This window comes from Leeuwenhoekiella aestuarii (assembly GCF_004104055.1).
Taxonomy (GTDB): domain Bacteria; phylum Bacteroidota; class Bacteroidia; order Flavobacteriales; family Flavobacteriaceae; genus Leeuwenhoekiella; species Leeuwenhoekiella aestuarii.
In genome coordinates this window covers 1,249,800-1,276,422 of the sequence record NZ_QOVJ01000001.1, presented here as the reverse complement: position 1 = coordinate 1,276,422, position 26,623 = coordinate 1,249,800, and the positions used below count along the sequence as shown (strand labels likewise).

The 26,623-nt window shown below is 36.8% G+C and carries 27 protein-coding genes; 17 read left to right on the top strand and 10 right to left on the bottom strand.

The annotated features are described in order from the left end of the window. Positions 1–68 precede the first annotated feature (68 nt). Both DSM03_RS05620 and DSM03_RS05615 read left to right on the top strand, forming a co-directional pair. Complete coding sequence (locus DSM03_RS05620; RefSeq protein WP_128760006.1) at positions 69–842, top strand: hypothetical protein; 774 nt, start codon at positions 69–71, stop codon at positions 840–842. 4 nt (positions 843–846) lie between these two features. Beyond that, positions 847–1,461: a deoxynucleoside kinase gene (locus DSM03_RS05615; RefSeq protein WP_128760005.1), complete on the top strand. Its 615-nt coding sequence runs from the start codon at positions 847–849 to the stop codon at positions 1,459–1,461. A gap of 140 nt (positions 1,462–1,601) precedes the next feature. On the opposite strand, the gene DSM03_RS05610 is transcribed toward DSM03_RS05615, so the two are convergent. After that, positions 1,602–1,922 (bottom strand): thioredoxin family protein, encoded by a 321-nt coding sequence (locus DSM03_RS05610; protein WP_128760004.1) that lies wholly within the window; start codon positions 1,920–1,922, stop codon positions 1,602–1,604. Positions 1,923–2,115: 193 nt separating this feature from the next. Here DSM03_RS05610 and DSM03_RS05605 point away from each other — a divergent pair, with 193 nt between their 5' ends. Genes DSM03_RS05605 through DSM03_RS05595 form a run of 3 tightly spaced genes read left to right on the top strand, consistent with a single transcriptional unit; the run spans position 2,116 to position 5,923 of the window. Further along, complete coding sequence (locus DSM03_RS05605; protein ID WP_236638718.1) at positions 2,116–3,948, top strand: peptidase MATCAP family protein; 1,833 nt, start codon at positions 2,116–2,118, stop codon at positions 3,946–3,948. A gap of 2 nt (positions 3,949–3,950) precedes the next feature. After that, positions 3,951–5,003 carry an ATP-grasp domain-containing protein gene (locus DSM03_RS05600; protein ID WP_128760003.1) on the top strand — a complete coding sequence of 351 codons (1,053 nt, stop codon included), beginning with the start codon at positions 3,951–3,953 and terminating at the stop codon, positions 5,001–5,003. An 11-nt stretch (positions 5,004–5,014) separates the two neighbouring features. Beyond that, complete coding sequence (locus DSM03_RS05595; protein ID WP_128760002.1) at positions 5,015–5,923, top strand: M14 family metallopeptidase; 909 nt, start codon at positions 5,015–5,017, stop codon at positions 5,921–5,923. A 7-nt stretch (positions 5,924–5,930) separates the two neighbouring features. Here DSM03_RS05595 and DSM03_RS05590 read toward each other — a convergent pair whose 3' ends face one another. From DSM03_RS05590 to DSM03_RS05570, 5 genes are all read right to left on the bottom strand, one after another. Continuing rightward, positions 5,931–6,959 (bottom strand): App1 family protein, encoded by a 1,029-nt coding sequence (locus DSM03_RS05590; protein ID WP_128760001.1) that lies wholly within the window; start codon positions 6,957–6,959, stop codon positions 5,931–5,933. A gap of 67 nt (positions 6,960–7,026) precedes the next feature. Further along, the gene (locus tag DSM03_RS05585) at positions 7,027–9,423 is read right to left on the bottom strand and encodes a sodium-translocating pyrophosphatase (RefSeq protein WP_128760000.1); all 2,397 of its coding nucleotides are present in this window, start codon (positions 9,421–9,423) and stop codon (positions 7,027–7,029) included. Positions 9,424–9,563: 140 nt separating this feature from the next. Then, a complete protein-coding gene (locus DSM03_RS05580) occupies positions 9,564–10,091 on the bottom strand; it encodes an inorganic diphosphatase (RefSeq protein WP_128759999.1) in 528 nt (175 codons plus the stop codon). A gap of 171 nt (positions 10,092–10,262) precedes the next feature. Continuing rightward, complete coding sequence (locus tag DSM03_RS05575) at positions 10,263–12,755, bottom strand: DUF5686 and carboxypeptidase-like regulatory domain-containing protein (protein WP_128759998.1); 2,493 nt, start codon at positions 12,753–12,755, stop codon at positions 10,263–10,265. A 170-nt stretch (positions 12,756–12,925) separates the two neighbouring features. Beyond that, on the bottom strand, positions 12,926–13,903 hold the full coding sequence (locus DSM03_RS05570; protein ID WP_128759997.1) for a pyruvate dehydrogenase complex E1 component subunit beta: 978 nt from the start codon (positions 13,901–13,903) through the stop codon (positions 12,926–12,928). Between the two features lie 284 nt (positions 13,904–14,187). Between DSM03_RS05570 and DSM03_RS05565 the strand changes: the two genes are divergently transcribed. From DSM03_RS05565 to DSM03_RS05550, 4 genes are all read left to right on the top strand, one after another. Continuing rightward, positions 14,188–14,934 (top strand): electron transfer flavoprotein subunit beta/FixA family protein, encoded by a 747-nt coding sequence (locus DSM03_RS05565; RefSeq protein ID WP_128759996.1) that lies wholly within the window; start codon positions 14,188–14,190, stop codon positions 14,932–14,934. A gap of 65 nt (positions 14,935–14,999) precedes the next feature. Continuing rightward, entirely contained in the window at positions 15,000–15,968 is a 969-nt protein-coding gene (locus DSM03_RS05560) for an electron transfer flavoprotein subunit alpha/FixB family protein (protein ID WP_128759995.1), read from the top strand. 85 nt (positions 15,969–16,053) lie between these two features. Then, entirely contained in the window at positions 16,054–16,677 is a 624-nt protein-coding gene (locus DSM03_RS05555) for a bifunctional nuclease family protein (RefSeq protein ID WP_128759994.1), read from the top strand. A 5-nt stretch (positions 16,678–16,682) separates the two neighbouring features. Continuing rightward, complete coding sequence (locus tag DSM03_RS05550) at positions 16,683–18,098, top strand: NupC/NupG family nucleoside CNT transporter (RefSeq protein ID WP_128759993.1); 1,416 nt, start codon at positions 16,683–16,685, stop codon at positions 18,096–18,098. A 4-nt stretch (positions 18,099–18,102) separates the two neighbouring features. On the opposite strand, the gene DSM03_RS05545 is transcribed toward DSM03_RS05550, so the two are convergent. Further along, positions 18,103–18,471: a hypothetical protein gene (locus DSM03_RS05545; RefSeq protein ID WP_128759992.1), complete on the bottom strand. Its 369-nt coding sequence runs from the start codon at positions 18,469–18,471 to the stop codon at positions 18,103–18,105. 142 nt (positions 18,472–18,613) lie between these two features. Between DSM03_RS05545 and DSM03_RS05540 the strand changes: the two genes are divergently transcribed. The 4 genes from DSM03_RS05540 (at position 18,614) to egtD (ending at position 22,126) form a co-directional block, all read left to right on the top strand. Continuing rightward, positions 18,614–19,465 (top strand): thymidylate synthase, encoded by an 852-nt coding sequence (locus DSM03_RS05540; protein ID WP_128759991.1) that lies wholly within the window; start codon positions 18,614–18,616, stop codon positions 19,463–19,465. Positions 19,466–19,483: 18 nt separating this feature from the next. Then, positions 19,484–19,897 carry an energy transducer TonB gene (locus DSM03_RS05535; protein ID WP_128759990.1) on the top strand — a complete coding sequence of 138 codons (414 nt, stop codon included), beginning with the start codon at positions 19,484–19,486 and terminating at the stop codon, positions 19,895–19,897. 84 nt (positions 19,898–19,981) lie between these two features. Continuing rightward, entirely contained in the window at positions 19,982–21,145 is a 1,164-nt protein-coding gene (gene egtB, locus DSM03_RS05530) for an ergothioneine biosynthesis protein EgtB (protein ID WP_420813119.1), read from the top strand. Between the two features lie 9 nt (positions 21,146–21,154). Further along, positions 21,155–22,126, top strand: a complete 972-nt coding sequence (egtD, locus tag DSM03_RS05525) for an L-histidine N(alpha)-methyltransferase (protein ID WP_128759988.1) — start codon at positions 21,155–21,157, stop codon at positions 22,124–22,126. A gap of 34 nt (positions 22,127–22,160) precedes the next feature. Here the strand turns inward: egtD and DSM03_RS05520 are convergent, their stop codons facing one another. Both DSM03_RS05520 and DSM03_RS05515 read right to left on the bottom strand, forming a co-directional pair. Continuing rightward, positions 22,161–22,451 carry an isoamylase early set domain-containing protein gene (locus DSM03_RS05520; RefSeq protein ID WP_128759987.1) on the bottom strand — a complete coding sequence of 97 codons (291 nt, stop codon included), beginning with the start codon at positions 22,449–22,451 and terminating at the stop codon, positions 22,161–22,163. Positions 22,452–22,640: 189 nt separating this feature from the next. Continuing rightward, entirely contained in the window at positions 22,641–23,711 is a 1,071-nt protein-coding gene (locus DSM03_RS05515) for an aminotransferase class V-fold PLP-dependent enzyme (RefSeq protein ID WP_128759986.1), read from the bottom strand. 58 nt (positions 23,712–23,769) lie between these two features. Here DSM03_RS05515 and DSM03_RS05510 point away from each other — a divergent pair, with 58 nt between their 5' ends. The 4 genes from DSM03_RS05510 (at position 23,770) to DSM03_RS05495 (ending at position 26,121) form a co-directional block, all read left to right on the top strand. Then, complete coding sequence (locus DSM03_RS05510; RefSeq protein ID WP_128759985.1) at positions 23,770–24,195, top strand: 2TM domain-containing protein; 426 nt, start codon at positions 23,770–23,772, stop codon at positions 24,193–24,195. Between the two features lie 2 nt (positions 24,196–24,197). Continuing rightward, positions 24,198–24,695, top strand: coding sequence for a dihydrofolate reductase (locus DSM03_RS05505; protein ID WP_128759984.1), 498 nt, complete (start codon positions 24,198–24,200; stop codon positions 24,693–24,695). Next, on the top strand, positions 24,676–25,524 hold the full coding sequence (locus tag DSM03_RS05500; RefSeq protein WP_128759983.1) for a fructosamine kinase family protein: 849 nt from the start codon (positions 24,676–24,678) through the stop codon (positions 25,522–25,524). The genes DSM03_RS05505 and DSM03_RS05500 overlap by 20 nt, the downstream gene beginning before the upstream one ends. Before the next feature lie 96 nt (positions 25,525–25,620). Next, positions 25,621–26,121, top strand: coding sequence for a pyridoxamine 5'-phosphate oxidase family protein (locus tag DSM03_RS05495; protein WP_128759982.1), 501 nt, complete (start codon positions 25,621–25,623; stop codon positions 26,119–26,121). Between the two features lie 18 nt (positions 26,122–26,139). Here DSM03_RS05495 and DSM03_RS05490 read toward each other — a convergent pair whose 3' ends face one another. Continuing rightward, positions 26,140–26,475 (bottom strand): hypothetical protein, encoded by a 336-nt coding sequence (locus DSM03_RS05490; RefSeq protein WP_128759981.1) that lies wholly within the window; start codon positions 26,473–26,475, stop codon positions 26,140–26,142. Positions 26,476–26,623: the final 148 nt, after the last annotated feature.

The window sequence follows — 26,623 nt, the reverse complement described above, 5'->3', positions numbered from 1 at the left end:
ACTTGGTTTTAAGAGGTGCTTAGCACCCTTTTTCGTATTTTTCCGGAATGCGGTTATTGGTCTTTTTAATGCTCGTTCTCCCCGGATTATCCTTTGCTCAGGATACAACCGCCGTTGTAGCACATGTACTGGACACCATCACACCGCTAAAAGCTGACCGGTTTATAGGTGTTGATTCTTATAACAACTTGTATTACCTCAAAGGACGAGCGCTTTTTAAAGCCGGTAATAACCAAAGCATTCAATTTAGCGATTTGCGTCTGGGTGATATAAGTAGTGTTGACCTTATCAATCCTTTAAAAATCACGGTTTTTTATGCCGAAACCAATACCGCACTTATTCTTGATAATACCTTAAATGAAATTACACGCATTAATTTTAATGAGTCAGAACCCTTTAGAAATGTAAGTCACGCGCGCACGGCAAGTGACCGCAGACTATGGATATTTAATACTGACCTGCAGCGCTTAGAACTTTTTGATTATCAGAATAACACTGTAGACAGCAATTTTACACCTCAGCCTGATATCGCTCTTGCGATCGCAGGAGATTTTAATACATGCTGGGTTTTAACCGAAACCTATTTATATCATTACAATCAGTATGGGAGCTTACTTAGCAAACAAGAAAATAAAGCTATTTCTGATATTTTTTTATTTAATGAAAAGTTATTCAGTATTCAGAACAACAAACTTTTTATAAAGCTTGAGAAAAATCCTCAATGGGAATTGCTAAAAAACCTTCCGCAAGGCAGTAATCAGTTTTATTTGAAAGGAGGAAACCTGTATCTTTACCGTCCTGATTTAATCTCAATCTACAAACTAAACCTACCTAAATCTTAATCTCATGCACGTAGCTATTGCAGGCAACATTGGCGCCGGAAAAACCACTCTCACAAAACTTCTTGCAAAGCATTACAACTGGCAACCGCAATTTGAAGATGTGGTAGACAACCCATATCTAGATGATTTTTATAATGAGATGGAGCGCTGGTCTTTTAATCTGCAGGTTTATTTCTTGAACAGTCGCTTCAGACAATTACTTGAGATTCAGGAAAGCGGTAAAGACATTATTCAAGATCGCACGATTTATGAAGATGCGCATATTTTTGCGCCTAACCTGCATGCAATGGGTTTACTCACTAACCGTGATTTTAACAATTACAGTTCGCTTTTTGAATTGATGGAAAGCGTTGTACAAGGCCCTGATTTGCTCATTTACTTACGCAGCAGTATCCCTAATCTTGTAGCCCAGATTCACAAACGCGGTAGAGAATATGAGAACTCGATTTCTATAGATTATCTAAGTAGACTGAATGAGCGCTACGAGGCCTGGATTCACGATTACAACAAAGGAAACTTACTAATCATTGATGTAGACAACATCAATTTTGTGGACAACCCTGAAGATCTGGGTGATATCATCAATAAAATTGACGCCGAGATCAACGGTTTATTTTAAAACAAGCATTTTATTTTTCAATAAATACGTCGGCTATACTTTTTATTTGCTGAGGCGAAAGATCTGTATATTCCTTTAGTTTTTCTGAAAAAACAGCTACTTCTTGTACAGAGTAAGGAGAGCCTAAGTTGTTTCCTTTTTTATCTAAGGAATTGGTGAGCAGCTCCGGAATTTTCCTGATCTTTTTTATCTTTTGCTTCCATTACGGCAAGGTAGGTAATGACAAAAGTATCGTCAATAGATTCACTGATTTGAGGATCCTTCAGTTGTTTTTCCATTTTTTTACACCAGCCACACCAGGAGGCGTGAAAGATCACTAAAACTTTTTTATCCTCAAGTTGCGCTTTAGAAAATGTAGCGTTCAGGACTTCTTCTGTAGCTTTTTGAGCAATTGATTGACTAGATGTAATAACAAATAAAATGCACGTCAGAATACAGATTTTTGACAAATAAAATTTCATAGAAAAAAAATTATAGAGGTAAGTTATAAAAAAATTACATCCTGTTTTGAGACAGATTTTGCTCAACTTCGCTAAGGCGGTGTTAAAGCAAGTTCCTTTCCTGCCAAACTTCTCTTAAACCTGAGGCTTCTGTCACGCAAACGTTTGCTACAGATAGTTCTTTCTGCTAATTTGGTTAAACAAACCTTGCAGAATGAGTACCATGTTAAATGAAAGCATAGATCTTTTAGCAGATTTAGAACCCGGAAAGCGCACGATAAGCGAACTGCCTTATGGTGGCTTTCTTGTGCTTGAGCATGACGTACCTGCATTACTTATTTACCGTAAAAAACCTAAGGATAAAGCCACGCTACGCCTTGCTAGAACGGGAGCTTCATATCTCATAATTGGAGACTCTCATTTTGAATATTTCAGAGATTTTATTAAAAAAATTACTGCTAAAATGGCTAAGCGTTTTGGCTCGTTTATTTTAGTTGAACTGTACCAAGGTGAACCAAACAGCACCAATTTTATTATTAAAGGTCCGGCTAATAAATTACCAGCTTCTTTAGAGACGCTTTCTGAAGAACTTTCTGCAATAGATAGCAGAAGATATAAAGTAAAACTAGACGCTAAAATAAGTCATACCAAAAACCGGCAAAAACCGGGCGATGAGTCTTTAATAAATCTTAACGAACTCAAAAGTACTGGAGGAACCTTATTAGGCTTAGAACTTCCGCCGGTTTATTGCAACAAGTCGGGAAAAGTGTATCCGCTTTATTTTAGAATGTTTAGAGACAAGTTTGCCAAAGCAATTCAGAAAACAATCTATGAGTTCATTAGAGTGCAAACCACGTCAGACATTCACAGCTATCACACGTTGGGACGTAGACGCATTCACGAAGAGGTCTTAAAAATAGACCGTCAGATCACTGAAATTCAATCACGCTATGAATTTTTATGGTTGGTCGCTCCTGTAAATATTCAGGCGCTACGTAAAAAGTTTTTTGAGACCAGCTTTGAAGAAATAGACTCGTATCATTATCGCTTGCTTCCGGTAGATCCTGATTTGCTCAAACGCGAATTGTATAATTTGAGAATTGATGAGATCGATGATCCTTCGCTCTCCTATTTATATAATGAAAAGCGCGAAGAATTAGACAAAGAGCTCACAATGCTTAAAGAGCGTGGCTCTAAAAATTTCTTCTACAGTAGTATTCGCTTATATCAAGGTGTTCCGCGAAATGTTTTAGCCGAAGCAAAGCTCATTCTAGAAACCATTTCTGAGAATCACGAGGAAACTTTAGAAAAAACAATTGATGCACATCAGTTTCAAAAAATGGCGCAAACTGAATTTGATTTCTTTAAAGAACAAGCACCGCATTATGAAGGTACGGTTCACATAAGAAATGATGTCAATATTATTATGGTTTCTAATGGTGAGTTGTATTTGCCTGAAGATTATAAAATGACAGTAAATGAAGCTCAGGCATTGATTCAGCATGAGATAGGCACACACGCACTAACTCATTTTAACGGCAGTCAACAGGCGTTGAGCCAGCTTTCGGCAGGCTTTGCAGATTATGATGCAACTCAAGAAGGTATTGCAGTTCTTTCTGAATATTTAGGAGGCGGACTTACAGGGAATCGACTTAGAATACTCGCCGGGCGTGTCATTGCGGGAGAAGATCTAATGAATGGTGCCGACTTTAAATCGGTTTTTCATCATCTATATACTGATTATGGTTTCACAAAAGAACGTGCATTCAACGTCACTTCCAGAATGTTTCAGGGAGGTGGTTTTTTAAAAGATATTATCTACCTAAAAGGTCTCGTAGAACTTCGGGATCACTTAGGCAAAGGCGGTGATCTACAACCGCTACTGGCAGGAAAATTTGCTTTAAAACACGTGGACATTATTAATGATTTAACGCAACGTGAACTGCTCAATCCGCCAAAAATTATTCCTCGTTATTTTAAAAACGAAGATTTTTCAACCAAACTAAATGCCTTTAAAGAAGGCATCACACTATCTAAAATGATCTAAAAATGAAAATATGTTTTGTTATAAGTGATGTAGCGACCGAGCCGGTAGGCACATCTGTAGTTTTAATGCGAAAAGCCCATCAACGGGGTCACGAAGTTTATGTTATGAATGTAGGCGGATTTAATTTTTATCAGGGTGCTCCCATAAAACTTACATCTAAATTGATTCCAAAGGATTTAAAATATAAAACATCACAAGAATTCTGGCAACAAGTTCAGGATGATGAATTAGAATGGAAATTACAAGATTCGTCTAAAATTGATGTGGTTTTCTTAAGAAACAATCCTACCGAAGAAACCAGCTCAAGACACTGGGCAGAACACTCCGGGATTTCTTTTGGGCGTATGCTACAGGAACAAGGTGTACTTGTACTTAATGATGCTGATGCTATGTCTAACGCATTTATAGACAAACTTTACTTTGAAGAATTACCGTCTTCTATTAAACCTAAAAGTTTGATCACCCGTGATAAAAATGAACTTCTTAAATTCTGGAAAAAATGCGGTAAAAAGATTGTATTAAAACCTCTTGAAGGTTCTGGTGGGCAAAACGTATACCTTATTGATGAAGAGAAGAAAAATTTCAACCAGATCATTACCAGCTTAACAGAATTGGGCTATGTAATTGCTCAAGAATTTCTACCAGAAGTTAGTAAAGGGGATGTGCGTATCATATTGGTGAACGGTCGTATTCTTGAAGAAAATGGAGAACTGGCAGTTATTCGCCGCGTAAATAGTGATAAGGCAGAGTTTAGAAGTAATCTTTCTCTAGGCGCTACTGCAAAACCAGCTAAGCTCACCAAAGCAATGGAACATATTGTTGGAGTGACTGCCCCAAAACTCATCAAAGACGGATTCTTCTTTGTAGGTCTTGATGTTGTTGACGATAAACTTATTGAGATTAATGTATTGAGTCCGGGTGGCTTAGATTATTGCGAAGAGATAGGTTTACCAGAATTTACAGATCCTGTGATTGAAGCTATTGAGCGAAAAGTATCCTACAAAAAGTATTATAACCACAGTTTTTCAAACAAAGAGTTGGCTTCTATGCATTAAAAAGTCTAGTCATGAACACATCACAAACTACCTATAAAAGAGTGTTGGGTGAATACACCTCACACAAAACCGGCCCTTTACTATTTATAAGTGCCGGAATTCACGGAAATGAACCCAGCGGATTACAAGCTTTAGAAAAAGTACTTAATGTTCTATCTGAAAACAAACCTGAAATACGCGGTAGATTAATTGCCGTTTCAGGAAATCGGGAAGCATTAGAAAACAATGTACGGTATATAGATGAAGATCTTAACCGTACCTGGACGGAAGAAAACATCGCTAATAAAATCACAGATACGCATGAAAAAAAAGAGATGTTTTGTATCATTGAGGTACTTAAAAATTATCCCGAGTCTCAGTATGAGAAACGCTATTTTTTAGATTGCCATACAACCTCATCAGCCAGTAAACCTTATATTTCTGTGCAAGATGTAAACGACAACGATAACTGGGCACATCAATTTCCACCATATATAATAAGAGGGTTTTCTGACATTGTTTACGGTTGTATAGATCATTATCTAAGTCGCATTGGGGTCACTGGTTTTGTTTTTGAAGGCGGTCAGCACGAAAGTCCTGATGCTGTAAAACATCATGAAGGAATGATCTGGCTAGCTTTGGCTAAAGCCTGTAATCTAGATCTAAATGAACTTAGAACATATCCTGAAGCCGCTGCTTATATTGAAGCTATGAAAGCAGATCAAAAAACTTTTGAGATAGAACACCGTCACGAAATTAAAAATGGTGATACGTTTAAAATGGAGCCCGGTTATGAAAATTTTCAACCCATAAAAAAAGGAGAACAGCTAGCAATTCACAATGGTAAAAAAATAATTAGTACCTGGGATGCATATATTTTTATGCCGCTTTATCAAGCCCAAGGTAATGACGGTTTTTTTGTAGTTCGGGAAGTAGAATAAACTCTGATTACTGAATTAAATCCAATTCTCGAGCGTGATCTTCTGCCATCACGCTCTCTTTAACTAATAATGCAGGGGTGACTTCAAAACGTTCTAGTAAACCGCGTACGCGAAAAACTCGCTTTTCGTGATTTACGCTGCGTAAGTAAATAGCTTTTATTTGCTCAGGGAATTCCTCTGCAATTTCTATATAAATATCTGCGTCGTGCTCACCGCTATCCCCTATTAACACAAATTGCATCTCAGGATAAGTATTCAAGATATTACGTATTTCGTGCTGTTTATGTGGTTTTTCCGGTTTGGGAGTGCGATCAAAAGGCGTTCTAAAATCACGTAACAATATCGCTCCTTTCGGAAAATTATTATTCTTGATAAATGCCTGCAGATAGTGGTATAAATTCCACGGACTGTTACTCACATAGAACATAGGATTTGAAGCCTCGCCAGACTTTCCTAAATGCAATTTATTATAAAAAGAGGCAGCTCCTTTAAATGGTGTTCTGTTTCCTACATCTGTAAAAAGTGTATTAAATATTACGCGCCATTTTAATAAAGAAGTAACCCCCGTTCTTAAAATGGTATCGTCTATATCACTGATTACACCATACTCTGCTTTTTTAGATGGAATAAGCATTTGTCCGGGAAAACGGTTATCATTCTGAATCAATCGCTTTTGATTCTCATCATCATACCCCAACTCCAATTGCAACCAGCCCTGATCATTTGTTAACTCTCGTAACCCATCCACTTCCTGATCCACTTTAAAATAGCCTTCGAGGTCGGTTTTAGTATAAAAAACACGATCATCCGAAAGCCTTATTTTCAATTTTGCATTAGGCAATTCATCACTACGGAATTGTTTATAAGCATTTTTAAACGCATTAGCGAATCCCGTTTTATCCAAGTTAACTCCCTCATCCTCTAAAGCCCTTCCTATCAAATATAAATGATCATCAGTACCATAAGTCTGATACCCATGTATTTGCAAGGGATCTTGAGGATGCAATCGTAATTTTTGTAAAACATCTTTCAGCATATCTTTAAATTAGAAAATCCCGATTGAGAAACCGGGATTTTTATGGTAAAGTTGTCTTAAGAATACGTTATTGTTTTTGTTGAATTTCAACTTCTTTTCCTAATACTTTCCCGTCACTAGCACCTGATTTACTGTTATAAGCTCGTAATTTTTTATCAATCTCAGCTTCAGTGCCTGTAACTCTTTTTTCAGTAATCTGAACCTTTCCATTTATGGTTTTTGTTTCCGTTATTAAAGCACTCATCAGCTCTCCAGACTCCTTTTTAATTTTCACCTCAACCTGCATCTCTTGAGAATTTTCAGCCATTCCATCAGAATGATTACCCAAAATCGGAGCAATAACTAGGCCAACCAAACAGGTAAGTTTTATCAAAATATTCATAGAAGGCCCAGAAGTATCTTTAAACGGATCACCCACAGTGTCACCAGTTACTGCAGCTTTATGTGCTTCGCTACCTTTATATTCCATTTTACCATCAATCTCTACGCCGGCTTCAAAAGACTTTTTAGCATTATCCCAAGCTCCACCTGCATTATTCTGAAAGATCGCCCACATAACTCCTGACACACAAACTCCTGCCATATAACCTCCCAAAGGTTCAGCTCCAAAAATCAACCCCATAAGGACAGGTGTTATTATGGTGATCAATCCGGGAAGAATCATTTCGCGTAATGCAGCCTTTGTTGAAATTTCAACACACTTGCCGTATTCTGGCTTTCCTGTTCCTTCTAAAATACCCGGAATCTCTCTAAACTGGCGGCGCACTTCTTGTACCATTTGCATCGCTGCCTTGCCTACTGATTGCATTGCTAATGCCGAAAATATAACCGGGATCATCCCTCCTACAAAAAGCGCTGCAAGCACATCAGCTTTAAAAATATTAATCCCGTCAATACCTGTAAAAGTTACATAAGCTGCAAAAAGTGCCAGAGCTGTTAAGGCCGCTGAAGCAATCGCAAAACCTTTACCAACAGCTGCAGTGGTGTTCCCCACAGAATCCAGAATATCGGTACGCTCGCGTACGTGATCTTCAAGCTCGCTCATCTCTGCAACGCCACCTGCGTTGTCTGCAATGGGACCAAAAGCATCTATGGCCAGCTGCATCGCCGTAGTTGCCATCATCGCTGAAGCTGCAAGAGCAACACCATAAAATCCTGCAAGTTCGTACGAACCGTATATTGCCGCTGCAAATAGCAAAACAGAAAGAAACGTTGACTTCATACCCACCGCAAGACCAGCGATAATATTAGTAGCCGCGCCTGTTGAAGAATTCTTTACAATATCTAGAACAGGGCCTTTACCTAAACTTGTATAATGCGCTGTAACTACAGAAATTAATGCACCAACAGCAAGACCTATACATGCAGACCAAAACACATTTATTGAAGCAATATCTTTATAACCTTCCCCAAAAAATTGCATCGACATCACCTCTGGCAACATCCAGTCTATCAAGAAATAACTTGCGATTAAAGTAAGTATGATTGCAACCCAATTTCCCATATCTAGTGCACGTTGCACTTGAGTTTCTTTAGCCTCATTATTTTTAATGCTTACTAAAAAAGTTCCAATAATGGATGCTAAAATGCCTACACCCGCAATCACAATAGGAAGTAAGATGGGCCCCATATTATTGAAAACATCTGTAAACTGACCACCTTGAGACATATCTTGTATGAGGTAATTCCCCAAAACCATTGCCGCTAAAACCGTTGCTACATAACTACCAAAAAGATCTGCACCCATCCCGGCAACATCCCCTACATTATCCCCTACATTATCTGCAATAGTTGCTGGGTTACGCGGATCATCTTCTGGTATCCCGGCTTCTACTTTACCTACAAGGTCAGCACCTACATCTGCCGCCTTAGTATAAATACCTCCACCTACGCGAGCAAATAATGCGATAGATTCAGCTCCCAAAGAAAAACCAGCGAGTGTTTCTAAAACCACAGTCATCTCGTTATAAAAATCTCCGCCCTCCGTTAGAAAACTTCCCATCAAGAATAAAAAGATCAAACTCAATCCCAGAACAGCAAGACCAGCAACACCCAATCCCATCACGGTACCGCCACCAAAACTTACTTTTAAAGCTTGTGGTAAACTTGTTTTTGCAGCTTCAGCAGTGCGTGCATTTGCATCTGTAGCGATACGCATACCTATGTTTCCTGCAAGTGCAGAGAAGAATGCACCAATTATAAAAGCGGGAACAATTAACCAACTTGTCGTAACTACAACGTTTGATATAATAAATAAAAGAACAGATGCGATAATGACGAATATAAGTAAGAGCCTATATTCTGCAGCTAAAAAAGCTAAAGCTCCTTCTTTAATACTTTTGGAAATACTCTGCATTTTGTCGTTTCCTGCTGCTTGTTTTTTTACCCAAGCCATTTTGAAAAACATAAAAAGCAGGCCTAAAACAGCCAATGCAATTGGCACATAAATAATATTTGATTCCATAAAAAGAGAATTGATTAAGTAATACTAATGTAGTAAAATTGAGGTTAATATCATTTCTCACTCAAATTACAGAAAATAATTTACAAAAAAAGACCGCTAAACAGCGGTCTTTTTTGTGTATGCAAGAATGTATTTAATACTTAGTCGATACTTACTTCTTCTTTAGGCACATCGCTATCAGCATAACGATCTATACATTGTTTGATGATTTCTTTTGCTTCATTTACATCACCAAAACCACCTACATCAACCTTTTTCTTTTCAAGATCTTTATAAACCTGAAAGAAATGCCCGATCTCTTTAATTAAATGTGGATTTAAATCGCTTAAATCTTCTAAACGGCTTGCATTAGGATCACTTACCGGTACGCAAATGATTTTTTCATCAGGACCTTTTTCATCAGTCATATGAAAAACTCCAATAGGCTTAACTTCCATCACACAACCTGGAAAAGTAGGCTCTGTAACCAAAACTAAAACATCAAGAGGGTCACCGTCTAATGCTAAAGTTTCTGGAATGAAACCATAGTCTGCTGGATACATCATTGAAGAGAAAATCATACGATCGTAACGTATTTTTTTCAACTTAAAATCATATTCATATTTGTTACGGCTTCCTTTTGGTATTTCGATCAGAACATCAAAAGTTGAAATACTATCTGCTGTCATATTTATTTTGGCTTTAATTTTCTATTGTTTATTAACCTAAAATAGGGAGGCAAAAATAGTCTAAAAGTCAAGCTACTACAAGAAAAACCCTGAAAAGAAAACAACTAGCTGACGTTATAACGTTTTCGTTTATGAAATATAAAAATAATCAGATATCTGACTATCAGTTTTTTAGAATGAAAACTCTAAGGCTCCGGTTACACCAAATTTGCGTGCATCCGCAGTATCTAAATAATTACCTCTAAAATTAAAGTCTATACGCAGCACTTTTAAAATATTACCTATACCTACACTATACTCATAATATGGTTTTTTATTGGGTGCGATATACTCAATATTTGTCGCATTTATAAGTTGGTTTTCATCTGAAATAGAACCCCAAGCTCCTCTAAAACCTATGATTTCACGCAGATTTAATTTTTTCAAAAATGGAATCCTACCAAAAATACGCCCCCCAAAGTTATGTTCTAAGTGCAGCGTCGCATAGGTGTCTGTAATAAACTCATAATAGTTTAACTGCGGAAATGTACCGTAAATAGAAAACAGATTCTGATTACCCGGAACTACACTCAACAGCCCTAAAGGCACTTCACCAAAAGTTTTACCAGCTTCTATAGTAGAACTGAAAGTCCCAAGACCTCCCATGCGCCAGGGTTGACGGTAAGACATTTGTAACTTTTCATAATCAAAATCACTATCTAAAAGTCCCTCTACACCTTTTGTATAGCCAAAATATATAGTGGGAAACCACTCGTTAGTCACCGTTCTTTCTACGCCATAACCTGAAGTGCGTTTACCCGGCTCATAAATTGCACTCAATACAAATTCTGCCTGTTTAACTTCAGACTTAATTTCGCTTTGCGTAAAATCTGTATAGTAATCTAAATTGAAAGTAGGCGAAGCTGATTTAAGTGTACGGTATGACATATCAGATCGTACCACTAGGTTCTTTAAAAATTCTGCTTCAATAGCAAAATTAGCCAACTTAATGCTGGTAAGCTGATCGTTATTGCCCACAGTCACTAATGATGATGAAGCCAGATTACGTCCTAATACATCTGTAGATGTGGTCAGACTGGCCGCAATTTGTTCTACATCTTGGCGGTAGCCCCCAGATAAAATCAGTCGGGCTTTGTGATCTAGTAATGCTTTACCAGATAACCCGAATTTAAATTTCTTATCCCTAAAACCATATGCTCCAAAACCTTCTATACGCCGGGGATCATTTTGGTCAAAATACGTACGGGCACCTCCTCTAATGCGCAAACCTTCTACGTCATTAAAACCAAATGCAGAAAATACCGGACCTATATCTAGGTTGGCATCGTCCCACTCATAATAACCACTCACCAAAACCGAACCTACATCGTAAAACCGCTGAAATTTCGGTACTTTTTTAAGTGAATCAAGCATTACATAAACGCCCTTTTCGTCTTTACTCAGAGGCTCTAGACGCTTTTCTTCCCAGAATTCATCGGGCTTGGTGTACACATCTTCTTCATAACGCGTAACACGCTCGTCATAAAAACTCTCCTTCATGGGTTTATCAAACTTGTAATCATCGTACAAGGTTGTGCGTTTCCCATAAACACCACGGCTTCCTTCTTTTTTCCGCAGAGCGAAATCTGAAAGAAAATAATCACGGGTAATTAAGAATAATGAATCATTGAGCACATCAAATTCCTGTTCGATGTAAATCTCCTTAACCCAGTTTATGTTAGCACTTTTATTAACCTGAAGATTGATGTCTTTAATTGCCCAAGTGGTATCATTTACCCAAAAATCTCCTTTAAAAGTCAACTCATTAGAGCGTCTGGGATAGTAAATAATATTATAGCACCACTTATTCTCAATATATGCGCTGTCTGACAACACATAATTATAGGTGTCAATCCCTGTCGTAGATAACGGACTCACAAAACTTTTGTCAAAAAATTTCAGGTAATTATCGTATACATTAAAGTCATTGTATAGTTCCTGAATAAATGCAATTAATGTTTGATTTGTACTGAACCCACTGTTGCGGTTTCCTTCTAACTCTTCTTTTTCCTTACCTAATATATTATCTCCAAAAACCTGACTGCTGCGTTCATTAATAAAAATTGGCAAGTATGTTTTACCTGTAATTCTAGAAGTATCCATCTGATCAAAGATGAATTCCATTTTATTAAAAATCTTACTATTTATTAAAGCACTATCTATTGTATTCAAATCAAATTCTACCTTCTCATATTTATCATATTGATATTGATCAACCAGGCTTAAACCGTTAGATCGCTTGTTTGCCCATATTTTTCTCAAAATGTCAATCGCAGGGTTATTTTTTTTAGGCTGTTTACCCGTATAGATTACAACTTCATTCAAACTTTCGGTCTCTTCTTGCAGTGTGATTTCAAGATTGTAGTTCACTTTCTGCGGAAGACTTATTTCTTTAGGCTGGAAGCCTACAAAAGTTACCTTAAGGCCATCATACGTATTATCTGACTGTAAATAAAACCTTCCGTCTTCATTTGTGATAGTACCTTCAGTAGAACCAGCAAAAACCACATTTGCAAAAGGTACCGGATTACCGCCTTCATCAAACACAAGTCCACCTGCTTTAGTTTGAGCCAGAGTTAAAAGAGGTAGCAGTAGAAATAGAAGAGGTATAAAAAGTTGCTTCATATAAAATTTGAACTGATGAATGTTTTTGAACTTAGATTAATCTAAAATAGTATTGCTATCTACGATTCTTTAATCTGCCAAGTTCTGTTTGTCGCAAAAAGAAACCTTTATTAACAAAAAAAGCTTCATTAACCATAGGCCAATGAAGCTTCAAAGATAGTAGTATCTAATTATCTGTAAAGTACTTTTTTAACAGCTTTAACAACATCATTGCTATTAGGTATCCATTCCTTCAAAAGAACTGGTGAATATGGAGCTGGTGTGTCTGCTGTATTTATTTTTACGATAGGAGCATCTAAGTAGTCAAATGCTTTTTCCTGAACCTGATAGGTAATTTCAGTAGAAACGTTTCCAAAAGGCCAAGCTTCCTCTAGAATGATCAAACGGTTTGTTTTTTTAACCGATGCAATAACTGCATCTATATCAAGAGGTCTTACCGTACGTAGGTCTATAATTTCGCAAGAAATACCTTCTTTCTCTAATTCGTCTGCAGCGGTATAAGCTTCCTTTATAATCTTACCAAAGGAAACAATAGTTACATCTGTACCTTCGCGCTTAATATCTGCAACTCCAATAGGAATCAGATACTCTCCCTCTGGAACCTCACCTTTATCACCATACATCTGCTCACTTTCCATAAAGATAACCGGGTCATCATCTCGTATAGCAGATTTCAATAAACCTTTTGCATCAGCAGGGTTAGATGGTACGATAACTTTAAGTCCCGGTGTATTTGCAAACCAGCTCTCAAAAGCCTGAGAGTGTGTTGCACCTAACTGACCGGCAGAAGCTGTAGGGCCTCTAAAAACAATAGGACAGTTAAACTGACCACCAGACATCTGGCGTATTTTTGCTGCGTTATTTATAATTTGGTCAATTCCCACAAGTGAGAAGTTGAATGTCATATATTCTACAATAGGGCGGTTACCATTCATCGCACTCCCAATAGCGATACCGGCAAACCCAAGTTCTGAGATTGGAGTGTCTATAACACGGTCTGCACCAAACTCATCTAACATACCTTTAGATGCTTTGTATGCACCGTTATATTCTGCTACCTCTTCACCCATAAGATAAATGGCCTCATCCCGGCGCATTTCTTCACTCATGGCCTCACAAACGGCTTCCCTAAATTGTATTGTTTTCATAAATAAAAATGGATGTAAGAATACTATTAATCAAAATCTATAATTTGTGAACTATGCCACATAATCTGTCAAAAAAAACTTAAAAATCAAGCTAGTTATTTTTGATTTTTATACCCCGCATAGTCAGCAAAATCACCAATTTTGCAGGGACAGCAAAAATAGGAATTAAATCTTCCCTAAAGAATCGGTTTTAACTAAATTTTGTTATGCACGCATAGCAAATTTCCGATTTTAATGCTTATTTTCGTAACGAAAACGAAATAGTTACACATAAAAATTTATATATGAAAATATTAGTGTGCATCAGTCACGTACCTGATACGACTTCAAAAATCAATTTTACAGACAACGACACTAAGTTTGATACTAATGGGGTTCAGTTTGTAATCAACCCTAATGACGAGTTTGGCCTTACCCGCGCAATGTGGTTTAAGGAGAAACAAGGCGCAACTGTAGACATTATTAATGTAGGTGGCCCTGAAACTGAACCTACTCTGCGCAAAGCCTTAGCAATAGGAGCAGATTCTGCAATACGAATCAACACCGAAGCTTTAGATGGTTTTCAAGTTGCTAAAGAGTTGAGCGCAGTTGCTAAAGAAGGTAATTACGACCTTATAATCGCTGGTCGTGAATCTATAGATTATAATGGAGGAATGGTACCGGGAATGCTTGCAAACCTTATTGGTGCTAGTTTTGTAAACACATGCATCAGTCTTGATATTGATGGTGAAACGGCAACTGCAATTCGTGAAATAGATGGCGGTAAAGAAACTGTAAGTGCAAAACTTCCATTAGTAATAGGTGGTCAAAAAGGCTTGGTTGAAGAAAGCGATTTGAGAATTCCTAATATGAGAGGCATTATGATGGCACGTAAAAAACCTCTTGAGGTAAAAGAACCACAAGGTGCAGAAACAGAAACTAAAGCTGTTTCTTTTGAAAAACCAGCACCTAAAGGTGAGGTAAAGTTAGTTTCACCAGACAATTTAGATGAGCTAATAAACTTATTGCATAACGAGGCTAAAGCTATCTAGCACGTATCATCTAATTTATTTATGAATCCTATTTCTGTTTAGGCAGAAAACAAAAAATATAAAATATGTCAGTTTTAGTATTTACAGAATCAGAAGAAGGAAGATTTAAAAAAACGGCTTATGAAGTAGTAAGCTATGCCCGTGGCATTGCAGATATGATGAACACCACTGTTACTGCACTCACAATTAATGCAGACGAAACCACTTCACTAGGCGCTTACGGCGCAGACAAAGTTGTTCACATAAAAAATGACAAACTTGCTAAATTTACTGCAAACGCATATGCCAGCGCACTAACTCAAGCTGCTCAGAAAGAAGGATCAAAAGTAATTGTATTGAGCAGTAGTGCCAATGCAAAATACCTTGCTCCTATTTTAGCTGTTGATCTCAACGCAGGTTACGCATCTAATGTTGTTGCATTACCTGAAAGCGAATCTCCGTTTACTGTTAAGCGCACCGCGTTTACCAACAAAGCGTTCAATCACACCGAAATCAAAACCGATGTGAAAGTTATCGGACTTTCTAAAAATAGTTTCGGTCTTAAAGAAGTTCAGAAAGACGCTTCTGAAGAAAATTTTGAGCCAAGTCTTGACGATTCGCATTTCAATATTGAGGTACAATCAGTAGATAAAGTAAAAGATAAAGTTACTATCGCAGATGCAGAAATCGTTGTTAGTGGTGGTCGCGGACTTAAAGGCCCTGAGAATTGGGGTATGATCGAAGAGATGGCAGATATTCTAGGCGCAGCGACGGCTTGCTCCAAACCAGTCTCTGATATGGGATGGAGACCCCATAGCGAACACGTAGGACAAACTGGTAAGCCGGTTGCTTCTAACTTATATATCGCGATAGGTATTTCTGGAGCGATACAACACCTCGCAGGAATCAACGCTTCAAAAACAAAAGTTGTTATTAATACAGACCCGGAAGCTCCTTTTTTTAAAGCCGCAGATTACGGTATTGTAGGCGATGCTTTTGAGGTTGTACCTAAATTAAATGAAAAATTAAAAGAGTTTAAAGCAAGTAACTCTTAATTTTAGTATTTTCAACCGTTCAAAGGGCTGTTTAAATTTGGATATTTGTCCTCTTTTAAACAGCCTTTTTATATTTTTGCAACTTATGAGTTTAGTGCGTTTGAATATCAAGGGAATATCGTACAGCCAGACACAGAATGGTGCATACGCTTTAATACTAAGTGAAGTAGAAGGTGATCGTAAATTACCTATTGTTATAGGTGCTTTTGAAGCGCAATCTATTGCTATTGCTCTTGAGAAAGAAATAAAACCTCCTCGCCCGCTTACACACGACCTTTTCAAGAATTTTGCAGATCGTTTTGACATTCTTATTAAACAGGTCATCATACATAAATTAGTAGATGGTGTGTTTTATAGCAGTATTATCTGTGAAAGAGATAATATTGAAGAAATTATAGATGCACGAACCAGTGACGCTATATCACTAGCCTTACGATTTGATGCCCCTATATTTACATATAAGAACATTCTTGATAAAGCAGGGATTTACCTTAAAGGTTCTGAGCAGGATAAAATGAGTGAAGACGACGAAGATGATGATATTCTTGTTGATCAACTTGTAGTTGATGAGGAAGAACAAAATTCTGGATCTACAGATTACAAAAAGCTATCACTTAGCGAACTCAATTCTCTTTTAGAACAAGCTGTTGTTGCCGAAGATTATGAAGCTGCGGCAAAAATTCGTGACGAAATTTCTAAACGCAATTAATATAGATGCGAAAACTACTTCTTTTCCTACTCATTTCTTCAATCACAACAGTTTCCTCATTTGCTCAAAGCGTTCAGGAAGTATTGCCTATAAACGAAACAAAAAAACTCATACCTAACGCAGGTTTTTCTTTTGATAGTTTATGGAGAGGAGTTTTGGGGATGATCTGTCTGTTACTTATCGCTTACCTATTTAGCAATAACAGAAAAGCAATAAACTGGAAAACAATAGGGGTTGGTCTTGCCGCTCAGTTATTGCTAGCCATTGGAGTGTTAAAAGTTCCTTTTGTTCAAAAAGCTTTTGAATTCGTAGGAAAAATATTTGTCAAGATTCTAGATTTTACTGCAGCGGGTAGTGAATTTCTTCTCGGTGGAATGATGGATACAGAAAGTTACGGCTTCATTTTTATATTTCAAGTATTACCTACAATAATATTCTTCTCTGCTCTAACTTCAGTCTTATTCTATTTAGGTGTAGTTCAGATTATTGTAAAAGGGATGGCTTGGATACTTACAAAGTTATTGGGCATTTCTGGTGCCGAAAGCTTATCTGTAGCTGGCAACATATTTTTAGGTCAAACTGAAGCTCCTTTAATGATCAAAGCTTATTTGGAGCGTATGACCCGTTCAGAAATCTTGCTAGTTATGATTGGTGGTATGGCAACCGTAGCAGGTGGAGTACTCGCAGCCTATATTGGTTTTTTAGGTGGGGATGATGCTACTTTAAGATTAGAATTCGCAAGACACTTACTTGCTGCTTCAGTAATGGCTGCTCCCGGCGCTATTGTGATCTCTAAACTATTATATCCTCAACAAGAAAAAATAGATCCTCGAGTTGAAGTTTCGGCAGATAAAATAGGCTCCAATATATTAGATGCTATTGCCACAGGTACTACCGAAGGCTTAAAGCTCGCTGCCAATGTTGGCGCAATGCTTCTTGTTTTTGTTGCCTTTATAGCAATGATAAATTATGGCTTTAATAAAATAGGCGAAGTCACAATGCTTAATGATTTTCTTGCCGCGAATACACCATACAGTAATTTCTCTTTAGAATCTGTATTAGGATCCATTTTTGCTCCTCTGATGTGGCTTATAGGTGTCGCTTCTGAAGATGTGATGTTAATGGGACAACTGTTAGGAATAAAACTAGCCGCAAGTGAATTTGTAGGGTACATTCAACTAGCAGAATTAAAAAACCCGGTAAATGCGCTAAGCTTTACTTATGAAAAATCGGTTATTATGGCTACTTATTTGCTTTGCGGTTTTGCCAATTTCGCTTCGATAGGTATACAAATAGGTGGTATTGGATCTTTAGCTCCAGGACAACGAAAAACGCTTTCAGAATTTGGCCTTAAAGCTGTTTTAGGAGGTACATTAGCCTCCTTACTCTCTGCAACTATAGCGGGGATGATTATAGGTTAAACTCTTAATCAAAAGTTCTAGCCCACTCTTCAGCTGCTTTATAGTTTGTAAAATATGCAAAGGAGCCTTTAAATAAGCTTTGTTCTTTTATAAGTTCCTCACGACGACTCACTCCTTCTTCAGATACGACAGCCAAACCTCTCATTTTAGAAAGATTCAAATTTTTCATCAAATCTGCGTTAAAGCTTGTTTTGAGATTACGTTCTGAAATTAGAATATATTTTTCTGACCCATAAAAACCTTCAATATCCTCGAATAACTTCTTAGAATATTCAATTTTAACCTCGTCAAGATCTTCATTAAATTTCACGTGAATGAAACCTTCGTAGTACTTAACTTCTCCGAAAGGGTAAGCGATAGTTTTTAAGACCATTTAACTAAATTAAGGTTTTTTTAAGAAAGCGAAAATAATCATTATTATTAGTTAATAAGTATCTCGTTAAAAAAAAATCACAATCAAATTAAAATTAAGTAATTCCTTACTTTTGAATTCTATTCTTTAGAAGCCTATTATCATGAAGCAATATCACGACCTTGTAAAACATATTTTAGAGGAAGGAGTACAAAAAGGAGACCGAACAGGTACAGGAACATTAAGTGTATTTGGTTATCAAATGCGTTTTGATCTTAGTGAAGGATTCCCGATGGTTACGACAAAGAAATTGCATTTAAAGTCTATCATATATGAACTTTTATGGTTCTTAAAAGGTGATACAAATATTGATTACCTTAAAGAGAATGGTGTACGCATATGGAATGAATGGGCTGATGAAAATGGCAATTTAGGGCCGGTATACGGGCATCAATGGCGCAACTGGAATAGCGAAGAAATTGACCAGATCAAAGAGGTTGTTGAAACTTTAAAAAATAACCCAAACAGCAGAAGAATGCTTGTAAGCGCCTGGAATCCAAGCGTTATGCCAGACACCTCAAAATCTTTTGCAGATAACGTCGCAAACGGAAAAGCTGCACTGCCTCCCTGCCACGCTTTCTTTCAGTTTTATGTTGCCCCGGGAAATCCCGATGCAGAAGACAAAAGACCTAAGCTTTCTTGCCAGCTTTACCAGCGCAGTGCAGATGTATTTTTGGGCGTACCTTTTAATATAGCTTCATATGCATTGTTCACAATTATGATGGCACAAGTATGCGACTATGCTCCGGGAGATTTTATACATACTTTTGGCGATGCGCATATTTACAACAATCATATAGAGCAATTAAATTTGCAATTGAGCCGAGAAATACGCACCTTACCGACAATCACACTTAATCCTGAAGTAAAAGACATCTTCAGTTTTACGTTTGATGATTTTAAATTAGAAAATTACGATCCGCATCCACATATTAAAGGTGCTGTCGCAGTTTAAACCCAAATCTTCAACATCATGAGGCCTATTATTTTTGTCGCAGCTTTTCTTTTAGCTGGTATCACGTATGCACAAGAAGGCATCACCGTATCTGGTAATGCAATTTCAATCAAAGAAATCCCTCCGGTTTGGCCGGGTTGTGAAGGTTCTATTGCAGAAAAAAAAGCTTGTTTTAAAAAGCAACTGGTACAACACGTTATTTCTAACTTTAAATTCCCTGAAGGCTACAAAAGAGGCAGTGTTAAAGAAAAGGTGGTGGTTGATTTTGTAATCAACGAAGAAGGAAAACCACAAATTCTTGGCGTAAAAGGCGGCACTAAAGTTCTTCAAGAAGAAGCAAAACGCAACATTTTAGCAATTCCTAAAATGACTCCTGGGCAAGCAGGCGGAAAACCAAGAGCGATAAAATACTCAATGCCATTCACCTTTTAACTAGGGCTTAACGTTATACGCAAAAGGCTCAAAGCATTAAATGTTTAACTTTGAGAATAACTCAAAGTTATATTTATTGCTATGATTGTTAGCACATCTGCTCTTTTAGACTTTTTATTAAAAACAAGAACACATACAGAAACCATTTGCAAACCCTTGCAGATAGAGGACTATGTGGTACAACCTATAGTTGATGTCTCCCCTCCAAAATGGCATTTAGGACATACGACTTGGTTTTTTGAGGATTTCATTCTCAAAAAGCACAAATCTGATTATAAAGAGTTTGATAAGCAATTTGCCTTTGTATTCAATAGTTATTATGAAAGCATGGGAGCTCGCGTAGTGCGTACAGATCGGGGTAATCTATCAAGACCAACTGTTAAAGAGGTTTATGCATATCGCAAGTATGTGACTTCTGCTCTAGAAAATTTACTTCAGGAAAATGATATTTCAAAAGAACTTGAAGAACTTATAGAAATAGGGATACATCACGAAAAACAACACCAAGAGCTTTTACTTACTGACATTAAATATATTTTAGGAAACAATCCTCTCCAGCCGGTATATTCACCCAATTTTAATGAATATAAAACTATAAGTAAGGATGCGGAATGGCTCTCTATCGAGGAAGGGGTTTATGAAATAGGTCATAATGACTCTGGCTTTTGTTATGATAATGAATTAGGAAGGCATAAAATTTTTCTACAGGAATTCCAGATTTTAAGCGAACTTGTTACTAATGCAGACTACCTTCAATTTATTGAAGATGGTGGCTATGATCAAGTTTTGCTTTGGCATAGTGAAGGTTGGGATTGGGTAAAAAACAATAATATTTCTGCACCACAATACTGGCAAAAACAAGATGGCAAATGGTTTTGCTATCACCTCAATGGAGTTCAAAAACTTGATCTACAAGCACCCGTAACACATATTTCATACTACGAGGCTTTCGCTTACGCGCAATGGAAAGGTCTAAGACTACCCTCAGAATTTGAATGGGAAATCGCTCAGAGTAAATTTGATTGGGGGCAACGCTGGGAATGGACAGAAAGTGCGTACCTGCCCTACCCCAATTACACAAAAGCTCCTGGAGCACTTGGAGAGTACAACGGCAAATTTATGGTAAGTCAAAAAACACTTAGAGGTGGCTCTATAGCTACTTCAGAAAATCACACAAGAGCAACTTATCGCAATTTTTTTCATCCTCAACTAAGATGGCAATTCACCGGTTTACGTCTGGCCAGGTAATTAGGTTTTATGAAAACAGAGCAGCAAACACAATTTAAAACAGCCTTTGAACAAGAAGTTTACGAGGGCCTAACCGCTTTTCCTAAAAAAATTTCTTCAAAATGGTTCTATGATAAGAGGGGAGACAAACTTTTTCAACAAATCATGGCACTCCCTGAATATTACCTTACAGGCTGTGAGTACGATATAATTGACACTCACAAAGAAGAAATTACAAATTTATTTCAGGAACAAGCAGGTTTCAATTTGGTAGAATTAGGTGCTGGTGACGGAAAAAAAACAAAAATTCTACTCGAAGAATTTGCTACTAAAAAAATCAACTTCACATATAAGCCTATTGACATCAGCCAGAATATGCTTGATGAACTCAAAGATGCCATCAATCAAAAATGGCCTAAAATAGACATCAAACCTGAGCAGGGAACGTATTTTGAAGTCTTAAAAAACTTAGGAAACCGAGACACAGACCGTAAAATGGTGATTATGGTTCTAGGCTCTAATATAGGAAACCTCACGCATCCTCAGGCCGTAGATTTTTTAATCAATATCAGAAAGTCAATGCGAAATGGTGATCTTTTATTTATGGGGCTTGATCAAAAGAAAGACCCAGAATTAATTTTGAGTGCTTATAATGACAGCCAGGGAATTACAGAAGCCTTTAATAAAAACTTACTGCATCGCATTAATGAAGAGTTAGAAAGCGATTTTAATACAGATAAATTTAAGCATTGGCCTGTCTACGACCCAGAAACAGGGACTGCAAAGAGTTTTTTAGTTAGCACACAAGATCAAAAAGTAACTATTAAAAAGCTAAATCTTGAAATCAACTTTACCGCTTGGGAAAGTATTCATACCGAAATTTCACAGAAATATGACGACGATATCGTTGAGTGGCTTGCAAATGAAGCCGGGCTTGAAACACTAACTCAATATAGTGACAACCGCAATCGCTTTACAGATTATGTTTTTAAAGTGAAATAAAAAAAGGCAAGTTTAAAACTTGCCCTTTTAATTATTATAGACTTAAAACACTATTTTCTGCGCCTGCAAACTCATTCCATTTAAAGCCATCAGCTTCTGGCTCGTTTACCCATTCTCCATCTACCGAATATTTAAATTCATACGTAGAGTCTACAGGTATATTCATAGCCCCTTTAAAAGAACCATTTTTTAGTTTTTTTAATTCTGCTTTTTCCCAGTCATTAAAATCTCCTGCAACAGCAATAGAATTAGCTTCAGTGTCTAGCACAGTGAATGTAACTTTACACTCTGGTTTTGATTTTAAAAATTGTTTAGTAATAGGCATAACAAATTCTTTTTAAGTTCTTTACAAATTTATAATTGTAAATTGACAATCCTCAAAAAATCAGGTTTTTAGACTTATTTTTTTGAAAAAATCACGTTACAAAACTTTTCAAAATGAATACCGAAATACGAAAACGTTACCTAATTTTTATTATCTATTAATTTAACAGAGAGAAATACACTTTTAATGCTAAATTAACTTCAAAAGCTTCTCTAAATCGTCTTCTGTATTAAAATAATGGAAGCTTACCCGTATTCCATCTCCTCGTTGTGAACAGATTATATCGTTTTGTTTTAATTTTTCAAAAAGTTGCTGATCTCCTTTTATATTAAATATGGAAGAATGCTGTTTTCTATTTATAACAACGTCATCTAATAAATTGCGCTCAGCAAATGCATTCAGAGCTTTCTCTTTAAGAAGTTCGATCTGAGTCGTGATCGCGCTATATCCTATCTTATTTACAAGTTGTATCGCTGCTTGTAAGCTTCCTGAGTTTAACGTGTCTAAATGTCCCGGCTCAAATTTTCCTATCAAAGTATCACCTGCCTCTTTATACTTTCCTCGAATAGATGCAAAACCTACAGCTTTAGGCTTTAAGCGATCTTTAACCGCGTCTTTAAATAGAAAAAAACCATTACCATACCCTGCATTAAGCCATTTATAAGTACTTGCTCCTAAAACATCTATTCCGCTGTTTTCAAAATCAAACGGAGCAACGCCACAATATTGAGTTCCATCTGCGCAAATCAAAAGATCAGGGTATTCCGCTTTGAGCGACTTTAAAAATTCTAAATTTATTTGCACTCCGCTGATGTATTGCACAAGACTAATACATAAAACTTCTGGCTTTTCCTTTTCAACCGCCTTAAGAATATTGTCTTCAAGATTTACATCTATCTTCGCATAACTAATATCGAAGTCACGGGCTTCAACAGGCCAGTTTATAGAAGGATAATCTTCCTGAAGAAGCAACACCTTAGATTTAGCAGGCAAAGCTTCTAGGAATACATTAAAGCCGGTAGAAAAACTTGTGACAAGGGCAACATTCTGAGCTTTACAGTTAAAAAACTTGCCGACCTCTTCTCGTACTTTTGTGGTGAATTTATCCTGATTGTCTTTCATCAGGCTTCCCATCACGAGATAATCTAAATCATGATTTTGCCTAAAATCCAATAAGGTTTCTGAAAGTAATCCCGTCCCAGCCGTATTAAGATGCGTATAATTTGCCGTGACCGGAAATTCCTTTTTTAAGTTTTTCATAAGGTAGTAACGTGATTAAAACTTGTAAATTTGATTCTCACACAATTTACCTTTTCTTATGTTCTCAAAAAAGCAAGAAACTAGAAAAATAGATCGCGAGCAGCGAGAACTTATTGAATATGCACAATACCGGGTCAAGCAAAAAAAGAATCTTTTTAGACATTTTGTTGTGTTTCTTGCCGGGGCAGTTTTATTAATTATTCTGAATAAATTTTTAGACTTCGGTTCAGATTTTAGACCGGGTCAGGTTGATTGGTTTGTATGGGCGATCTTAATTTGGTTTTTCTTATTTCTAATTCATTTTCTCAATGTCTTTTTACTAGGCAGTTTTATGAATAAAAAATGGGAACACGATCAAATTGATAAACTGGTTAATAAGCAAAAAGCTAAAATCGCAAAACTGCAGGAGCAGGTTGATAGAGAGCACCCACTCCCAAAACAAAACACATTTATATCCAGACCTGATAAGCCTTTAAATTCCTAATCATGAAAATTATTTTAATAGCTGCTGCCGCAGAAAATAATGCACTGGGTAAAGACAACGATCTGGTTTGGCATCTACCTGATGATTTTAAACGCTTTAAAAAACTCACTTCGCATCATCCTATAATAATGGGGCGTAAAACATTTGAGACCTTTCCTAAACCGCTTCCTAATCGTAAACATATTGTAATTACCCGTAAAAAAAATTATGAGGCTCCAGACGAAATTGTTGTCGTAAACAGCCTTGAAGATGCCATTAACAGCAGTAAAAAAGAAGATGAAACACTATTTATTATTGGTGGGGGAGAGATTTACAAACTTGCCCTAGATCAAGCTACACATATAGAGCTCACACGTGTTCATGAGACTTTTGAAGCAGATGCTTTTTTCCCTAAAATTGATGAGGATAAGTGGGAGTTAATCAATTCTGAAGAACATCAAAAAGATGAACGCCACGATTATGCATTTACTTATTTAACCTATGCTAAACGAGACCTTTAAAACTCATTTATCTCAGATACTCAACACTCAGATTGAAAAAATCAGTCCGCTTTCTGGCGGAGATATTAATGAGGTCTATAAAATTACAACCAGAGCTAAAAATCTGGTCATTAAAGTAAATAGAGCAAGTAAATTTCCTAATATGTTTGAGCTTGAAGCGTTAGGGCTTAAGCATATTGCAGATTCTAATAGTTTTTTAACTCCCAAGGTTATTCAAGCAGGAATCTGTAAAGATCAAAGTTTTTTGCTACTTGAATATCTAGAGTCTGGCACTAAAACTGCTAGCTTTTTAGAAAGTTTCGGACATCAGTTAGCTGCAATGCATCAAAATACTGATGCATTTGGCTTTGAAAAAGACAACTATATCGGCAGCTTACCACAATACAATGCAAGAGAAGAGAATGCCGTCGATTTTTATATCAATCAGCGCTTACAACCTCAGTTTAAAATGGCTAATCAACGCGGCTATTCATTTTCAAACATTGAAGATTTCTACACAAAAATTTCAAAATTAATTCCAGATGAACCGGCAGCCTTAGTTCACGGCGACCTGTGGTCTGGTAATTTTATGGTAGGTAAAAACGGAGAGCCTATACTTATTGACCCTGCTACCTGCTACGCACCACGTGAGATGGATATCGCTTTAATGCATCTTTTTGGTGGGTTTGATTCTGATATTTTCAACCATTATAATGACGTTTTCCCACTTCAACAAGGATGGGAAGAGCGCATGCGGCTCTGGCAACTCTATTATATATTAGTTCACGTAAATCTTTTTGGCGGAAACTATTACGCTTCCGCAAAAGCGATACTTGCAGAATACCGCTGATTATTAACAGACTTTAATCCTTTCTGACTAAATTTTGGCGAAGTCTTGATAATTCAACGATTCTTTTCGGTTTAACTTTAAATAAAAAATATAGCTATGAGTACCGGAAACCTTTTCAATAAAGAAGCCCTTAAAAAATTAAAAGAGCTCGCCACTTCTATAGATTTTGCAATGCTGGCTACAGATTTAAAACACTCTCCAATTGATGCCATCCCAATGTCAACAAAAAAAGTTGATGATGCCGGGAACATCTGGTTCTTAAGTGGTGCAGATAGTGATCACAATGCCAATATTCAGAAAGATCCTGAAGCGCAATTATTCTATGCAAAACCATCTGATATGGAATTTTTGAGCGTTTATGGCTCTGCTAGTATCACAAAAGAGAGCGCTATTCTTGAAGATCTATATGGCAAAAGCGATGATGCCTGGTTTGAGGGAATTGACGACCCTAATCTTACCGCTATAAAATTTGTTCCTAAAACAGCTCAATATTGGGACTCCAAGTCTAATAAGTTTGTAAGCCTTTTAAAAATGGCATATTCAGCAGTTACAGGAGATAAAACCGATCTTGGCGAAACCGGCTCATTAAAAGTATAAATAGATTAGTCAGAAAGATTATTTATCACTAACAATATTTGTAGTAATCAAGACTAACATACGTTTCCGTTTAGAAGGATATCCCATAATACTATCTACTGAGCGTACAAAATGAATAGCTTTTGCCTGTTTAAGTATGCTGGCTTTAAACTCTTGAAGAACTTTAGTATCTAATACTTGGCCATCTACGATGTAAATATACTGGTCAGAATTTTTTTGTTCTAAAAAATATTCAACCTGCATTTTAGACTCTTTTAGAAATGCTCTTTTGCTTTCATCAGACCATTGATATCTATGATCTTGCTTGAGAGGGATATTGCTTATTGCATCGTATTGCGCAAACATACCAGTCATTGAAAAAGTACATAGTAATAGAGCAACTATTTTAAAATATTGATTGTTGTTCATCATTAAGATCGTTTCCTATATCACTCAAAATTAGAAACTTTATAAGAATAAATACCCCTCGTGTATTTATAATTTCTAAATCCATTTGTGTATG

What these genes read in the sequence shown, in the direction of transcription:
- DSM03_RS05620 (WP_128760006.1), top strand. Translation starts at nt 69, where the DNA reads ATGCTCGTTCTCCCCGGATTATCCTTTGCTCAGGATACAACCGCCGTT.
- DSM03_RS05615 (WP_128760005.1), top strand. Translation starts at nt 847, where the DNA reads ATGCACGTAGCTATTGCAGGCAACATTGGCGCCGGAAAAACCACTCTC.
- DSM03_RS05610 (WP_128760004.1), bottom strand. Translation starts at nt 1,922, where the DNA reads ATGAAATTTTATTTGTCAAAAATCTGTATTCTGACGTGCATTTTATTT.
- DSM03_RS05605 (WP_236638718.1), top strand. Translation starts at nt 2,116, where the DNA reads ATGAGTACCATGTTAAATGAAAGCATAGATCTTTTAGCAGATTTAGAA.
- DSM03_RS05600 (WP_128760003.1), top strand. Translation starts at nt 3,951, where the DNA reads ATGAAAATATGTTTTGTTATAAGTGATGTAGCGACCGAGCCGGTAGGC.
- DSM03_RS05595 (WP_128760002.1), top strand. Translation starts at nt 5,015, where the DNA reads ATGAACACATCACAAACTACCTATAAAAGAGTGTTGGGTGAATACACC.
- DSM03_RS05590 (WP_128760001.1), bottom strand. Translation starts at nt 6,959, where the DNA reads ATGCTGAAAGATGTTTTACAAAAATTACGATTGCATCCTCAAGATCCC.
- DSM03_RS05585 (WP_128760000.1), bottom strand. Translation starts at nt 9,423, where the DNA reads ATGGAATCAAATATTATTTATGTGCCAATTGCATTGGCTGTTTTAGGC.
- DSM03_RS05580 (WP_128759999.1), bottom strand. Translation starts at nt 10,091, where the DNA reads ATGACAGCAGATAGTATTTCAACTTTTGATGTTCTGATCGAAATACCA.
- DSM03_RS05575 (WP_128759998.1), bottom strand. Translation starts at nt 12,755, where the DNA reads ATGAAGCAACTTTTTATACCTCTTCTATTTCTACTGCTACCTCTTTTA.
- DSM03_RS05570 (WP_128759997.1), bottom strand. Translation starts at nt 13,903, where the DNA reads ATGAAAACAATACAATTTAGGGAAGCCGTTTGTGAGGCCATGAGTGAA.
- DSM03_RS05565 (WP_128759996.1), top strand. Translation starts at nt 14,188, where the DNA reads ATGAAAATATTAGTGTGCATCAGTCACGTACCTGATACGACTTCAAAA.
- DSM03_RS05560 (WP_128759995.1), top strand. Translation starts at nt 15,000, where the DNA reads ATGTCAGTTTTAGTATTTACAGAATCAGAAGAAGGAAGATTTAAAAAA.
- DSM03_RS05555 (WP_128759994.1), top strand. Translation starts at nt 16,054, where the DNA reads ATGAGTTTAGTGCGTTTGAATATCAAGGGAATATCGTACAGCCAGACA.
- DSM03_RS05550 (WP_128759993.1), top strand. Translation starts at nt 16,683, where the DNA reads ATGCGAAAACTACTTCTTTTCCTACTCATTTCTTCAATCACAACAGTT.
- DSM03_RS05545 (WP_128759992.1), bottom strand. Translation starts at nt 18,471, where the DNA reads ATGGTCTTAAAAACTATCGCTTACCCTTTCGGAGAAGTTAAGTACTAC.
- DSM03_RS05540 (WP_128759991.1), top strand. Translation starts at nt 18,614, where the DNA reads ATGAAGCAATATCACGACCTTGTAAAACATATTTTAGAGGAAGGAGTA.
- DSM03_RS05535 (WP_128759990.1), top strand. Translation starts at nt 19,484, where the DNA reads ATGAGGCCTATTATTTTTGTCGCAGCTTTTCTTTTAGCTGGTATCACG.
- egtD (WP_128759988.1), top strand. Translation starts at nt 21,155, where the DNA reads ATGAAAACAGAGCAGCAAACACAATTTAAAACAGCCTTTGAACAAGAA.
- DSM03_RS05520 (WP_128759987.1), bottom strand. Translation starts at nt 22,451, where the DNA reads ATGCCTATTACTAAACAATTTTTAAAATCAAAACCAGAGTGTAAAGTT.
- DSM03_RS05515 (WP_128759986.1), bottom strand. Translation starts at nt 23,711, where the DNA reads ATGAAAAACTTAAAAAAGGAATTTCCGGTCACGGCAAATTATACGCAT.
- DSM03_RS05510 (WP_128759985.1), top strand. Translation starts at nt 23,770, where the DNA reads ATGTTCTCAAAAAAGCAAGAAACTAGAAAAATAGATCGCGAGCAGCGA.
- DSM03_RS05505 (WP_128759984.1), top strand. Translation starts at nt 24,198, where the DNA reads ATGAAAATTATTTTAATAGCTGCTGCCGCAGAAAATAATGCACTGGGT.
- DSM03_RS05500 (WP_128759983.1), top strand. Translation starts at nt 24,676, where the DNA reads ATGCTAAACGAGACCTTTAAAACTCATTTATCTCAGATACTCAACACT.
- DSM03_RS05495 (WP_128759982.1), top strand. Translation starts at nt 25,621, where the DNA reads ATGAGTACCGGAAACCTTTTCAATAAAGAAGCCCTTAAAAAATTAAAA.
- DSM03_RS05490 (WP_128759981.1), bottom strand. Translation starts at nt 26,475, where the DNA reads ATGACTGGTATGTTTGCGCAATACGATGCAATAAGCAATATCCCTCTC.